The sequence below is a fragment of the Cellvibrio sp. PSBB006 genome (genome assembly GCF_002162135.1).
Taxonomy (GTDB): domain Bacteria; phylum Pseudomonadota; class Gammaproteobacteria; order Pseudomonadales; family Cellvibrionaceae; genus Cellvibrio.
The window spans coordinates 1,468,489-1,482,880 of the sequence record NZ_CP021382.1 but is presented as its reverse complement, the minus strand read 5'-3'; the positions used below and the strand labels follow the sequence as shown (position 1 = coordinate 1,482,880).

11 protein-coding genes are annotated in these 14,392 nt (G+C 49.3%); 10 read left to right on the top strand and 1 reads right to left on the bottom strand.

From position 1 onward, the window contains the following. Positions 1-53 precede the first annotated feature (53 nt). The 4 genes from CBR65_RS06195 to CBR65_RS06180 all read left to right on the top strand — a co-directional run bounded on the left by CBR65_RS06195 (position 54) and on the right by CBR65_RS06180 (position 6,317). Positions 54-1,565, top strand: coding sequence for a sulfite reductase flavoprotein subunit alpha (locus tag CBR65_RS06195; protein WP_198300882.1), 1,512 nt, complete (start codon positions 54-56; stop codon positions 1,563-1,565). A gap of 104 nt (positions 1,566-1,669) precedes the next feature. Further along, positions 1,670-2,953, top strand: coding sequence for an efflux RND transporter periplasmic adaptor subunit (locus CBR65_RS06190; RefSeq protein WP_087466052.1), 1,284 nt, complete (start codon positions 1,670-1,672; stop codon positions 2,951-2,953). Beyond that, the gene (locus CBR65_RS06185; protein ID WP_087466051.1) at positions 2,953-4,905 is read left to right on the top strand and encodes a MacB family efflux pump subunit; all 1,953 of its coding nucleotides are present in this window, start codon (positions 2,953-2,955) and stop codon (positions 4,903-4,905) included. The genes CBR65_RS06190 and CBR65_RS06185 overlap by 1 nt, the downstream gene beginning before the upstream one ends. A 5-nt stretch (positions 4,906-4,910) precedes the next feature. Beyond that, entirely contained in the window at positions 4,911-6,317 is a 1,407-nt protein-coding gene (locus CBR65_RS06180; RefSeq protein ID WP_087466050.1) for an efflux transporter outer membrane subunit, read from the top strand. Positions 6,318-6,332: 15 nt separating this feature from the next. On the opposite strand, the gene CBR65_RS22240 is transcribed toward CBR65_RS06180, so the two are convergent. Continuing rightward, on the bottom strand, positions 6,333-7,190 hold the full coding sequence (locus CBR65_RS22240; RefSeq protein WP_198300881.1) for a hypothetical protein: 858 nt from the start codon (positions 7,188-7,190) through the stop codon (positions 6,333-6,335). Positions 7,191-7,513: 323 nt separating this feature from the next. On the opposite strand from CBR65_RS22240, the gene CBR65_RS06170 reads away from it, so the two are divergent. The 6 genes from CBR65_RS06170 (at position 7,514) to CBR65_RS06145 (ending at position 14,389) form a co-directional block, all read left to right on the top strand. Beyond that, positions 7,514-8,275, top strand: a complete 762-nt coding sequence (locus CBR65_RS06170) for an electron transfer flavoprotein subunit beta/FixA family protein (RefSeq protein ID WP_087466049.1) — start codon at positions 7,514-7,516, stop codon at positions 8,273-8,275. Further along, entirely contained in the window at positions 8,275-9,225 is a 951-nt protein-coding gene (locus CBR65_RS06165) for an electron transfer flavoprotein subunit alpha/FixB family protein (protein WP_087466048.1), read from the top strand. Before CBR65_RS06170 ends, CBR65_RS06165 begins: the two co-directional genes overlap by 1 nt. 152 nt (positions 9,226-9,377) lie before the next feature. Then, the gene (locus CBR65_RS06160; RefSeq protein WP_087466047.1) at positions 9,378-10,676 is read left to right on the top strand and encodes a hypothetical protein; all 1,299 of its coding nucleotides are present in this window, start codon (positions 9,378-9,380) and stop codon (positions 10,674-10,676) included. A gap of 49 nt (positions 10,677-10,725) precedes the next feature. Then, the gene (locus CBR65_RS06155; RefSeq protein WP_012486016.1) at positions 10,726-11,025 is read left to right on the top strand and encodes a transposase; all 300 of its coding nucleotides are present in this window, start codon (positions 10,726-10,728) and stop codon (positions 11,023-11,025) included. Next, positions 11,022-11,876, top strand: coding sequence for an IS3 family transposase (locus CBR65_RS06150; protein WP_157671936.1), 855 nt, complete (start codon positions 11,022-11,024; stop codon positions 11,874-11,876). The genes CBR65_RS06155 and CBR65_RS06150 overlap by 4 nt, the downstream gene beginning before the upstream one ends. Further along, complete coding sequence (locus CBR65_RS06145) at positions 11,867-14,389, top strand: hypothetical protein (protein ID WP_087466046.1); 2,523 nt, start codon at positions 11,867-11,869, stop codon at positions 14,387-14,389. The genes CBR65_RS06150 and CBR65_RS06145 overlap by 10 nt, the downstream gene beginning before the upstream one ends. Positions 14,390-14,392: the final 3 nt, after the last annotated feature.

The following is a 14,392-nucleotide window of genomic DNA, read 5'->3' as shown; positions in this document are numbered from 1 at the left end:
GGCGGGGTTTTTATTCGGGAGAATAAGATCCCGAAATAACAAAGGTGAGTGGTGTGCGTTATTTTTTAGCGATTACAGTCATTGTGGTTTACATCGCGCTCTGCCTGCTGTGCTGGATCAAGTACCGTCAGCGCGAACGCGTAACACAAAGCGATAGCGGCATAGGGAAAGATGCGATCCTTGTCGCATACGCCAGCCAAACCGGCAACGCTGAAAAACTTGCGCAACAGAGTGTACTGCAACTGGAACAGGCCGGGCTTTCCTGCAAGCTGCTGTCGCTGCACAAGGTGGATGAGTCATTACTTGCGCAAACTGCTCGAACCTTGTTTGTGGTGAGTACCTATGGTGAAGGTGAACCGCCAGATACTGGTGCTGCATTTCTGCGGCGTTATCTGAAAAAAAATGATGCGGCGCTGGCGCATTTGCAATTCGGTATCTTAGCGCTGGGTGATCGCGACTATCGCCATTTTTGTGGCTTTGGTCATGCGTTGAATCATGGCTTGCATCATCGGGGTGCCACATCATTATTTGATGTGGTGGAAGTGGATAAGCAGGATGAAAGTGCGTTGCGCCATTGGCAATATTATCTCGGGCAACTCAGTGGGCAGACACATTTTGCAGACTGGAGCCAACCGGGGTATGAAAACTGGTGTTTACGCGCGCGAACCTGTTTGAATCCCGATAGTCCGGGTCATCCCGCCTACCATATACAATTGCAACCCGCTAAAGAAGTTATAGCACCAGGCAAATGGCAGGCCGGCGATATTGCCGAGATTGGTCCCTGCAATCCTCCGGCACGGGTAAGACAATTCCTGCGCGAATTAACGCTCGACGGTTACGCCCGCGTGGCTGATACCGGCATGTCACTTGAGCAGCTGCTGATGCGTCGCCGTTTGCCTGAGCATTCGTTCGAAAATTATCGTTCGTTATCCGTTGAAGATTTACTTGGTCAATTACCGGAGTTACCGCACCGGGAGTATTCCATTGCGTCATTGCCGGAAGATGGCACGCTCGATTTAATTGTGCGTCAAGTGCAGTTGTCCGAAAACACCTTAGGCCTCGGTTCCGGTTGGCTAACGGCTTACGCCCAAGCCGGCGATGACATTGCTTTACGGGTACGGGTAAACCAACGCTTTCATGCGCCCACCGATGATCGGCCAATAATCCTGGTGGGGAATGGTACTGGCCTTGCGGGCTTACGCGCGCATCTGCGTGCGCGTATCCGTGCCGGTTATCGACGTAACTGGTTACTCTTTGGTGAGCGAACCCTGGCTAATGATTTTTTCTTTGCCGATGAAATTCTAGCATGGAAAAAGCAGGGTTATCTCACGCACCTTGATCTGGCATTTTCCCGCGATCAACGCGAGCCGCGCTATGTACAGCATCTGTTGCTGGAAAAACGTGAAGTGATCCGGCAATGGATCGACGAAGGTGCGGCTATTTATGTCTGCGGTAGTCTGGAAGGGATGGCACAAGGGGTGGATGAGGTGTTGACGGAAATTCTCGGGGAAGAAATGCTGGAAACGCTGGCTGATAATGAACGCTATTGTCGCGACGTCTACTAGAAACTATCTCAAAAATCATTTGGCGGCCTCGCCTGAGTTTCGCCAACCAATTTTTGAGATGGCTTCTGGATACATCGTAAAGTTTATTTTTATGGATCATATGTATGCCCACTTTGTTTGAAAATTTTCGCAATAATTTTCAACGCTTGCGTCATCGAAAATGGTTGATGTTGAGTGCTTTCGTTATTGCCGGAATGCTTATCTGGTTATTGCTGCGCGATGGCGAGGAAAGCGTTGTGCATGCCACGGCGATTGTCCAGCGTGGCGATATCGAAAACCTGGTCACCGCCACGGGCACCTTGCAACCGCGCGATTATGTTGATGTGGGTGCGCAGGTATCCGGCCAGCTGACGGTGTTACACGTTGAGGTAGGCAGTGAGGTTAATGAAGGTGATTTACTGGCGGAAATCGACGCGACGGTTTACCTCGCCAAAGTGGATGCGACCCGCGCACAATTACGCAATCAACGCGCGCAATTACTGGATCGTGAAGCGCAATTAAAACTCGCACAAGTGAACTACACGCGCCAACAAAATCTGCAAAAAGAAGACGCTACCACCCAGGAAGCATTGCAAAGTGCAGAAGCCTCGCTGCAATCGGCCAAGGCGCAAATTGAAGCGTTGCAAGCACAGATCCAACAGATTGAATCCAGCTTGCGTGCCGAAGAAGCCAATCTTGAATTTGCGCGCATCTATGCACCCATGGACGGCACGGTCGTGTCGATTACCTCACGTCAGGGACAAACCCTGAACACCAATCAAATGGCCCCCACGCTGTTGCGCATTGCTGACTTATCTACCATGACAGTGCAGGCACAGGTATCGGAAGCAGATATCAGTAAATTACAAAAAGGTATGAAGGTGTATTTCACAACGCTCGGTGGTGAAGGGCGGCGTTGGTACAGCCAGCTGAGTCGCATTGAGCCGACACCGACAGTGCTCAATAACGTGGTGTTATACAACGCGTTATTTGATGTGCCCAATCCCAACGGTTTGCTGATGACACAGATGACCACCCAGGTTTTTTTCGTTGCAGCTGAAGCGCGCGATGTGTTGCTGGTGCCTATGTCTGCGCTGAGTTTTTCTGCACCGCGTTTGCCACCGGAGGCGCGCGAGGGTAAACCGGCGGGCGAGCGCGCAACGGAGCGTCCAAGCCGTCCAAAAATACGCGATGCTCGGGCGGCTGGTCCGCGCGCGGCGACGGTTAACGTGCTCAATGCAAAAGGAATAATTGAAAACCGCGACGTGCAGGTTGGTGTCACCAATCGTGTTCAGGCAGAAATTCTGGCGGGCCTTGAGGAAGGTGAGCACATCGTCACGGGCATACAACAAACCGCAAAGGCGCCGACCGATAATGCTCGCCCCTGGGGGCCGAGGATGATGCGCTGATGACCACGCCTGCCAATGATGTGCCGCTGATTGAATTGCGCGGCGTGACCAAAACCTTTCGCAACGGCGAAATCGCGACGCAGGTATTGCATGGCATCGACCTGCAAATTCATGCGGGTGAATTTGTTGCCATCATGGGCGCATCGGGTTCAGGCAAATCCACGCTGATGAATATCCTCGGTTGCCTGGATCGCCCGAGCAGCGGTGCGTACTTTTTTGATGGCCAGGATGTGTCGTTGTTTGAACGGGATGACCTCGCGCGTTTGCGACGGGAAGCCTTCGGTTTTGTGTTTCAAAGTTACAACCTTCTGCCTGGTGTCAGTGCTTGCGAGAACGTTGAGTTGCCCGCGAGTTATTCCGGTTTGCCGCCTCACACCCGTCGTCACCGCGCAGCGGACTTGCTCACCTCTTTAGGTTTGGGTGAACGCCTGCACCATCGCCCCAATCAATTGTCCGGTGGGCAGCAGCAACGGGTTTCTATTGCGCGGGCGTTGATGAACGGTGGGCAAATAATATTGGCGGATGAGCCCACGGGTGCCCTGGACAGTCACAGCGGAAGTGATGTTATTGCCCTGTTGGAAACACTCTCCGCCCAGGGGCACACCATTATTTTGATTACCCACGACGCCAGCGTCGCGGCCCACGCCCATCGCCTGATAGAAATTCGCGATGGTGTGATCATCAGTGATCCAGGCCCGACTGTTCCGACGAAAATTGATATCGACGATGCGGCGAAAAAATTACACGGTGAACCCGGTTTAGGCAGCGAATTATTATCTGCCGGTAAAACCGCATTGCGCTCCTTGTTTGGCAATATCTTCCGCACAATTCTCACCCTGCTCGGCATTGTGATCGGTGTCGCCTCGGTCATTACCATGCTCGCTATCGGTGACGGTGCCAAACAAGCGGTGGTAGATCGCATCAGCGCCATGGGCAGCAATTTATTGCTGGTCCGACCCGGCGGCCCCAATGAACGCGGTGGCCGATGGAGTACATCTTCTCTTGTGCCTGCCGATGTAGATGCCCTGAATAACTTGCCGGATATTCTGGCTGCGGTGCCCGAACTGACCGGTGGCTATACACTGCGTTATGAAACAGAAGATCACAGCGCAGAAATCAATGCGACCTCACACCTATTTCCAATAGCGCGCAACTGGACCATGGCCAGTGGAACCTTTTTTACGGAAGAGGATGAGCGGAGCTACGCCACGGTTGCCGTCATCGGTAAATCCGTCGCAGAAAAATTATTTGGCCAGGCTGATCCGCTGGGCCATTACATCATCATCAACAATATTCTGTTTCAGGTGATTGGCGTCATGGCAGAGCAGGGCGCTTCGCCGCGCGGTGACGATCAGGACAATGTGGTTTTTGTCCCTTACACCACGGGCAGTCTGCGCATCTTTGGTCAGACGTTTTTACGCAATGTCACTATCGCTGTCGCTGATACGCAACACATGTCCGAGGTGCAAGCCGCCGCACATGCACTCTTGCTGGCACGTCACGGTGCTGAAGACTTCCAGATTTTTAATATGGCATCGCTCATTGACACAGTCTCGGAAACCCAAAATACCATGACCATTTTATTAGCCTCTATCGCGGCGATTTCGTTACTGGTCGGCGGCATCGGGGTGATGAATATCATGCTGGTCAGCGTGACGGAACGCACCCGGGAAATCGGTATTCGCATGGCCACCGGCGCGCGCACGCGCCATATCTTGCAACAGTTTTTGATTGAGGCATTGGTGGTGTCGGCAATAGGCGGTGTGATTGGTGTGGTGTTGGGTTTGGGTAGTGCCGCATTGATCAATTATTTGGGTACACCGATTTCCTATTCTTTGGCGCCGGTGATTCTGGCGTTCGGTTGTGCCTTTGCGACCGGCTTGATTTTTGGTTACCTGCCGGCGCGCAAGGCTGCTCGCCTTGATCCTGTTGCAGCCTTGGCGACGGAGTAATAACGATGTCCGCGAAACAAAACAAATCTTTATTTTTTCGAGCATTATTACCCTGGACGATACTTGTCAGCGTGACGGCGTGTCATTCCATCAGCCGTCACGATCGGCCGGATATTGCCTTCACTGAAAACTGGCAGACCATTAACCTTACCAATCAACAAACAGAGATGAATCGCGAATGGTGGGCCAGCTTTCAGTCACCACAATTGAATCAATTGATTGCTGAAGCGTTGCAGCAAAGCCCGGATTTGCGCATCGCTGCTGAACGGGTGCGGCAGGTGGAATTGCAAATGAATTCTGCGGGGGCGTCGTTATTTCCTGCGCTGAGTGTTAATGCCAGCAGCGGTTCCACACGTAGTCGCGATAATGAAGCGGACTGGCAAACCGGTGAATCGAGCCGTGTGTCGCTTGGAGCCAGTTATGAAGTGGATTTATGGGGCCGTGTTTCTGCCAGTGTCGCTGCGGCTGAAGCGTCATTTAAAGCCAGTGAATTTGATTATGAATCCGCGCATTTGAGTTTAACCGGTGCTGTGGCCAGCGGGTGGTTTCAATGGCTGGCGTTGCAAGCACGCATTGAAACCGCACGCGAAAACATTCGTATCGCCCAAAGGGTTTACGACATTGTGGAGGTGCGTTATCGCAACGGCGCGGCAACAGCGGCGGACCTTGCCCGCCAGCGTACCAACCTGTTGAGCCAATCGGCCGCGTTGCCGCCGTTGGAATTGCAGGGCCGACAAACGCGTGCTGCCCTGGCGGTATTGATCGGTCGTGTACCGCAACATTTTGTGTTAACCGACGAGGCGATCATGGACATCGCGCTACCGGATATTAACGCGGGTTTACCGGCGGATATCATTACTCGCCGCCCGGATCTGGCCAGTGCGGAAGCGCAACTACAGGCAGCCGATGCGGATGTTGCTGCCGCGCGCGCCGCGCTCTTGCCCGCGGTGCAATTAAGTGCATCGGCCGGTAGAGCAACGGCAGCTTTATTTTCATTGAGTAGTGCGAGCGATTCGGTGGGCTGGAGCGTGTCCCTTGCGCAGACCTTGTTCGACGGTGGCCGCCTGCGCAATCAGGTCAAACTCAGCGAGTCGCAGCGAATCAGCTTGCTCGAACAATACCGCAAAGCCATCTACACCGCCTTGCAGGAAGTGGACGATGCGCTTGATCGAACCGCCGTTAACGCAGAGCAGGAACAGCGTCAGGCGGAAATTGTTACCCAGGCGCAACGCACGCTGCGATTGACGGAGGTGCGTTATCGCGAAGGTAGCGATGATCTTCTGGCGTTGCTTGATGCACAACGCAGTTTGTTTCAGGCGCAGGATCAATTGGCGCAGCAACGCCAGGCGCGCTTAACGGCTGCGGTGGATTTATATAAAGCCCTGGGCGGTGGCTGGCAACAGGAAGAATAAATGCAATCGGCGCAGTTATTGATCCGGCGCATTCTCTTCCGGGGGTAATTTTTCCCATTCTTTAATAAGATCTTCCATCTGTTCAAACTGCCCGGTTTCCTGCTCCATTTTTTCCGAGATAGCGTCGCGGGTATCTTCGATATCCTGTAGCGGTTTCGTTACCGCTTCGGGGACATGTTGCTCAAGGGTTTCCCGTGCCGGTGCGATTGTATCTTCAATAATCTTATCGCTGGATTGCTGGATATGTTCCTGCACAGCGTCGCCGACCGATTCGCCGTTTAACCCGCTTTCAATCACCTGTTCTAACAAAGGCTGATCACCCTCCAGACCGAGGGTTTCGCCGACCATTTCGGTTGTCTTATCCACGACGGCATCCTGCAAGGCTTTTTGCGTGGATTCGGCCCCATCGATCACTGCCTGCAACTCCGTGGGCCAGCTGGGCATGATGGCCATCCTGGCATTTTCCACCTGCTCAGCGATGACCGTCGGCGCGCCGCCAGTCACCAGCATCACCGCCATCTGATTGGTATCCGCATTCCAGACAAAGCCGGCTTTTTCGGCAGTTTGTTTGGCAATGCCGGGTAGGGGGGTGTAACGGGAAACCACATAAAACAGCGCCCCCTCCTGCTGGATTTCATTGGCCGTGCGCAGCAGTTTCATGGTGGTGTCGTAGTGAGGGCCGAGTAATTTGACCATACGGTTTTTAATCATCGGCTGTTCAAACAGGTTGACTTCATTGGGATCGAAACCCACCAGCGGTTTAAGCATGGCCCACATTAATTTACTTTGGGCATTGCCAACCACCAGTGAGGTTACACAGGCAGTCAACACGAAACTGAACACAGCAACGAGCGCAAATTTGGTAAAACGCATGATTGATCCAGATAGATTTTCGGGAGAAAAAAACGGTAAGGCCGGCGCGGGAGCAAACGGGCGCGCCAGTGTGCTGTAGCGCTCTGAACTGCGCAATCCATCCGGAAAAATATTCTTGGTCGACGATGGCTTGCTATCCGTTATCGTTATTGCGCGCCGACGACCTTGTCAGGAAATAATGTGCGCGCCGATTGTGTTTTTGCGCCGAGGCATTTTATAGTCAGCAGGCAAAGCAGATGAACTGTGCTTTTCGTGGATTGCGTAGCGATCCACAATAAAATGCTCACGCTTTGAACAACATCACCTCCAAGGAAAGACTTTTTATGAAAATACTGGTCGCGATTAAACGGGTTGTGGACCACAGTGTCCGCGTTCGGCCCAACAGCCAGGCCACGGCGATGGATATCGCCGGTGCCAGGATGGCGATAAATCCCTTTTGTGAAATTGCGCTTGAAGAAGCGGTGCGTCTCAAAGAGCAGGGTGTTGCCGATGAAATCGTGGTGGTTTCCATCGGCCCGGAACAGGCACAGGAACAATTGCGAGCAGCACTGGCTTTAGGGGCAGATCGAGCCATTCTGGTTAAGGCTACAGCAGATCTTCAACCCTTGGCGGTAGCACATTGTTTGCAAAAATTGGTTGAACGCGAGCAGCCGCGCCTGATCATCCTGGGCAAGCAATCTATCGACGGCGACAACAACCAGACCGGCCAGATGTTGGCGGCATTATGCGGTTATGCACAAGGCACCTTTGCCTCACGCCTGGTGATTGAAGGTGACAAGGCCGAAGGTGGTAAAGCCAGAGTGACACGCGAGGTCGACGGGGGCTTGCAAACCTTGTTACTTCGCCTTCCGGCCGTGGTTACGACGGATTTACGTCTCAACCAGCCCCGTTATCCCAGCTTGCCCAATATTATGAAAGCGCGCCAGAAACCCCTGGCCATCACCACCCCGGACGACCTGGGTGTAAATATCACACCCCGAGTGCGCACCCTCAAACTCGAACTACCGCCGCCCCGGCAGGCAGGCATACAGGTAAAAGATGTAGAGGCGTTGGTGGCCAGGTTGCAGGAGGCGCAGTTAATTTAATGGACGCTTTCAAACTATTGGTCATTGCCGACCACGATAACCACAGTATTCATCCCGCAACCTTCAAGGTAATAGGCGCAGCAGAGCAGTGGCGCCGCTTTGGCGACCTGCATATCGATATTCTCTTGGCCGGTTATCGTTGTGACGCCCTGGCCCAATCGCTCGCACAGGCAGCCGGTGTCGATAAAGTCCTGGTGGCCGATGATCCCGGCTGTGAACATCAATTGGCTGAAAGTATCACGCCAATTGTGGTTGCGCTGGCTCCGGCCTACACACACATTCTGGTGGCCGCGTCGACCTCGGGCAAAAACCTGTTGCCGCGCGTTGCGGCGCTGCTGGATGTGCAACCTATCAGTGAGGTCATGGCGATTCTTGCACCGGATACCTTTGTTCGGCCGGTGTACGCTGGCAGTGCATTGGAGACTCTTGCCAGTGATGATTCGCTCAAACTGCTGACGGTTCGCACCAGCGCGTTTGCGGCATCGGAAAGAATCGGCGGTCATGCTGTTATTGAGCAATTACCGCCGCCGCCATCCAATGAGCTCAGTGAGTTGGTTGATCAACAATTGGTGGTCAGTGAGCGACCCGAATTGACATCGGCACGGGTAGTGGTTGCTGGTGGTCGAGGTCTTCAATCCGGGGAAAATTTTAACCTGTTGTATCAATTGGCCGATAAACTTCACGCCGCTGTGGGTGCGTCCCGCGCTGCCGTGGACGCCGGCTTTGTGGCCAACGATATGCAAGTGGGGCAGACCGGAAAGATAGTGGCTCCGGAGCTTTATATAGCTGTGGGTATTTCGGGTGCAGTGCAGCACCTGGCGGGCATGAAAGACTCCAGGGTCATCGTCGCTATCAATAGTGATGCGGATGCACCGATTTTTCAGGTGGCAGATTACGGATTGGTAGGGGATTTGTTCGAGGTGTTGCCGGCATTAATCGACAAGTTGTAAGTGGTATGTAATTGCACACCGGTGGGCGGTCAGGCTGCCCACCGGTGCTTTATAACTCGATAATAATGAGCAGCTCTGGTAGCTCAATTAATGCCATTCGATCAATTTCCCTCAATGTCACTTGTGCTTAATTTATAAAGAGTAAATGTCAAATGACTAAGCCTTTCAATATCGAATCTGTACATATAAATCGGCTCAGTGATATAGAACTAACACAATTGTTGAGTGAACTTTTACAGGCCGAGGCATATAAATTTGGTTTGGCTCAGAGTGCTGTTGAAGTGGCATTGAATATTCGTGTAGGTGATGGAGGTGAAGACGGGCGTATTAGTTGGAGTGATGGACCTGTTTGCACGGATTATATTCCCAATCGCTTAACAATGTTCCAAAATAAAGCGACCGAAATGTCAGCCGCTGACTATGCGAATGAAATTATTACTAAAGCAACAAAGAAAAGCCCCAGTGTAATAAAACCAAAGGTTGACGAAGTGCTAAGTCGGGGCGGAGCCTATATTATATTTACAACTCAGGAGTTAAATACGCAGCAAAAAAACGACAGGGTATCTGCCGTTAGGGATAAGCTTCGTGAATATAACAAAGTATATGCTGATAGTAGTCAGATACTTATATATGAATCTGCTCAAATTTCTAGATGGGTCAATAACTTCGTATCAACGATAGTTTCAGTTCAGCACTGGAATGGAACCCCTCTTGAGAGAGGTCTCAAGACATTTTCTCTATGGGAGAAACATGAAGAATTGTCAAGAATACCGTTTGTTTCTGTTAATAGTAGAAGTTACATATTGGATTCATTGTCAGAAAAAATAAAAGAAGTGAAGTCTTGCTTTCGCATAACGGGATTGTCAGGTCTTGGAAAAACTAGAACTGCATTTCAGATATTCAATGGTAATGAATCATTAAAAAGCTTGGTTGTTTATGCTGATGCTAATCAGTTACCGAATATTGATGCTCTGGTCGCAGATTGGGTTAGCTTAGGGCTTAAGTGCATAATTGTTGTGGATAATTGTGACTATAGATTACATGAACGTTTAGGACGAGAAGTTCGTCGTCAGGATAGCCACATAAGTTTATTAACACTAGATTATAACTTTGAGACAGTCTCTAATCTATCTGTATGTTTTAGATTAGAGCCCATGACAAATGAAGAGCTAATGATGTTGCTTACTCCAATCTATCAAGATCAGTTGTCAGACCTTGATAGAATTGTAGCCTTTGCTCAGGGTTTTCCTCAAATGGCAGTGCTATTGGCTCAAGCTAGGTTATCGGAAGATCCGAAAATTGGTGAGTTAACAGAAGATGATTTGGCCAATAAATTATTAGGACGATTAGGAGAGAAAGGCTCCGATAGCTTGAAGATTATTCAGGCATGTTCTTTGTTTGATGTTTTTGGCATTGAAAACGAGGCTGAAGAACTGAAGTGGTCTAATTAGACCGGACACCAAGTTAAGCGGATAATACCGTAAAACATCAAGGTGTCCTATGACCAAGCAAACACGAAAGAAATATACGCCTGAATACAAACTTGAAGCCATCGCCCTGGTTCGCGATCAAGGCTTCAGTATAGGTGAGGCAGCGGCCCATCTGGATATCAATCACAATATGCTACGCCGCTGGCTAAAAGAGCATGAAGCTCAGCCTTTTAGTGATTACCAGGGAAAAGCCGGGATGACCCCCGAGCAAAAACGTATCCGTGAACTTGAAAAACAAGTGCGCGAGCTACAGTTGGATAATGATATTTTAAAAAAAGCCAGCAGCTACTTCGCGAAGCATATGCGGTGAGATTTGCGTTTATCCGAGAGCATGCTTCGCGCTGCCGGGTAAAACACTTGTGTCGCATGCTAAGTGTCAGTCGCAGTCGTTATTACGAGTGGCTGGGACAGCAACAGGATAAGCCTGATCCGGAACAGCAGAGGTTTGAAACCTGCATGCGCGCATTGTTTGTTGAATCCAACAGCAGCATGGGCAGCAGACGCATGGCGCGGCGATTACAGGCACAAGGTTTTGCGGCGGGGCGGTATCGGGTACGACGACTGATGAAAAAGCTGGGGCTGGTAGTTAAACAGAAGCGTAAGTTTCGTATTACCACCAACAGCAACCATAAATTGCCGGTAGCGGAGAATATACTTGATCGGCAGTTCAATCCGGTTACACCGAATCAAGCCTGGGCTGCAGACATTACTTATATTTGGACAGCAGAAGGATGGCTGTACCTGGCGGTGGTGATTGACCTGTATTCGCGGCGGGTTGTTGGCTGGTGCATGGATAAACGGCAAACGAAATCGCTGGTGATTCGCGCATTGATGATGGCGGTGAATATGCGCAAGCCATCGGCGGGACTCATTCACCATTCGGATCGTGGTTCGCAATATGCGAGCCTGAAGTATCAGACTTCATTGAAGCAGCACGGTATTGTGTGTTCCATGAGCCGCAAGGGAAATTGTTGGGACAATGCTGTTGTGGAGCGCTTCTTTAGCAGCCTGAAACGGGAGTGGATCAGGGATAATTTGTATCGCCATCGAGAAGATGCAATTCGGGATGTGCGAGCTTATATTGTGACCTGGTATAACTCGCGAAGACCACATTCAACTCTGGGCTACAAAAGCCCGATTGAATTTGAAAAGTGTGCTTAACTTTTTGTCCGGTTTTTGTTGACCATTACAAACAGCTCAAATTTATTGCCAATTTTATCGGAATGAATGTTGATACAGTCTATGCATGCGTTCACGAATTTTCGGAGAGAGGAATTATTGATCGTCGTGGACGATACGGTCAGGTAGTTCCCAAGCCCTTGGCTATTCGTTTGGCTGGGCAATGGTGGACTGGATCAAGACAGGAAAGACAAAATGAATTAATTAATAACATACCAGAGAATATGGTAGAGGGTTTTTGTCAGCAAATAGAAAAACTTGACTTTCATAGCAACGTTAAAGCGCTGACAGAAAAGTTATGTGGCCCCCAAGGCCCTTTTGGCCAAGCGGAAGTGATCTTGTCGGATCGGGGTTCTAGACTCTTCCGCTCATTTGTTGTAGTCAACCCTGAGTCAACCTGCGATGCTTTATACAGGACGTTAGTAGATAGGGATCTGGATCAATTGCGTACGATCGACGGAGATGCTAGGCGTAACTTAATCTACGCACTTGAACGCCTCTGTTTTCATGGAGAAATTTTCCAAGAAGCTGCATGGTGTATGTTGCTCTTGGCTTCTGCAGAGAATGAAAGCTGGAGTAATAATGCGACGGGCATGTTCTCTCAACTGTTCCGAATAAATCTTTCCGGGACATCTGCACATCCTGATACGCGTTTTGCTCTTGTTCGGCGAGCATTGCTGCTAAATTCTTCAAATATTGATATGGTTTTATTAAAAGCGCTGAGCGCTGCTATTGATACTTTTGGAGGTCATAGAACTATTGGGGCGGAATATCAAGGGTCTAGACCTCCATTGGAAGAGTGGAGGCCCCGCATATGGCAAGAAATTTTTAATTATTGGCAAGAGTGTTTTAATTTTCTTTTAGTGATGTATGAAAGGGGTCCTCTTCAGAAAGTAGAGGTTTTGTCGATGATTGGTCATTCAATTCGGGGGTTTGTTTCACGAGGTCGGATAGAGATGTTGGACTCTGCTATTCGTTATGTTGTTTCAAAAAATGGCCCATATTGGCCTGAAGCATTGGAAAGCATAAAGCATGCTTTCAGTTATGATTCAAAAGGCATGAGGCCAGAGGCTGAGTCAGCGCTTAACACTTGGCTGGAGCTTCTTAAGCCTGACAATGGCAATTTATTTGAGAGGCTAAAAATTGTAGTTGTTAACCCTCCTTGGGAGCATAAGGAGGTGCGAGGCGTGCATATTGATGTTGCGGCTGAGAATGCAAAATTATTTGCAGTAGAAGTGTCTAAAAACATTGACAGTTTAACTCCTCATTTGGCCCTTCTTCTCAATGGTGAGCAAAAGCAGTCATACTCTTTTGGGCGTCGATTGACTACTGAGTTAAATAATCCGAGGCCATTGATTGAGCTGTCACTTGCTCAGTTTTTCTCGTGTGATTATCCCAATCCTGCATTTTTATGCGGTATGTATAGGGGGGTATATGAAGTATGCCCTGAGTTGTGGTCTGAACTTATAGATCTTCTCTTAACTGATGAGAAACGAATAAAACTATATCCGCGTCTTATTGGTACTGGAGCTATTCAGGAAAAGCACCTTGAGTGTTTGCTAAAGTTAATCCGTGAAGATTTTATCCCTCTGGATAGTGCTAATGCGATTGTTTTTGGTGGGCTGACACAGGGTTTATCAGCGGGCGTTATATCAAATTTTTGTCTGAAGTTGACAGAGCTTGGAGATGTTGCGAGCTGGTCTGCGTTGGAAGTTGTTTATTCATACTGCTATATAAATAAAAATAATTTATCTGTATTGCGAGATGTGTTAAAGAAACTATTGCTTTCGGTTCGATTGGATAAGGCAGGAAATAGATCTAGCACAGATGTTTATAAATGGCATGATCTTGTAAATAAAATATTGGATGATCATGACGAGGATTTTGCCATTGCTATTGCCAATCAGATAATTTTTTCAGGTAAAAATGGCTTAGATTACTCTGACGCTTCAATTTATATTAAACCATTATTGCTGCAGCTAATGACCGATTATGGAAGTATTCTATGGCCATTATTCGGTGATGCAATTATTGAGTCAGAAGGTATATCAAAATATCATCTTAAGAATCTTCTGGACAGACAAGATAGCTTTTCGGCTAAGAGCTCTAGTGTATTATCTGTAATTCCTGCGGACGATATGATTTTATGGTGTAAATCATATCCAGACGTTGGCCCTGTATTTATTGCTGGTGCGATGAATATCTTAGAAATGGTCGATGAAGAATTGCGACCGTCAGAGCTGGTTATAAAGTTGCTGGAGATGTTCGGTGGTGACAGACGAGTCTGTAGTGCACTTAGCGCTAATATGGTAACTCGTGGTTGGTCTGGATCTTTAGTGCCCTATTTAGAGGCCGATAAAACGGCTCTATTGCCCTTGATCGATCATGAAAATATTAATGTTCGTCGTTGGGTTAAAGAACATATTTTATACATTGATCAACAGATCGCGCATGAATCAATAAGAGATGAAGAAAGAGATTTAGGAATATTCTAGCCT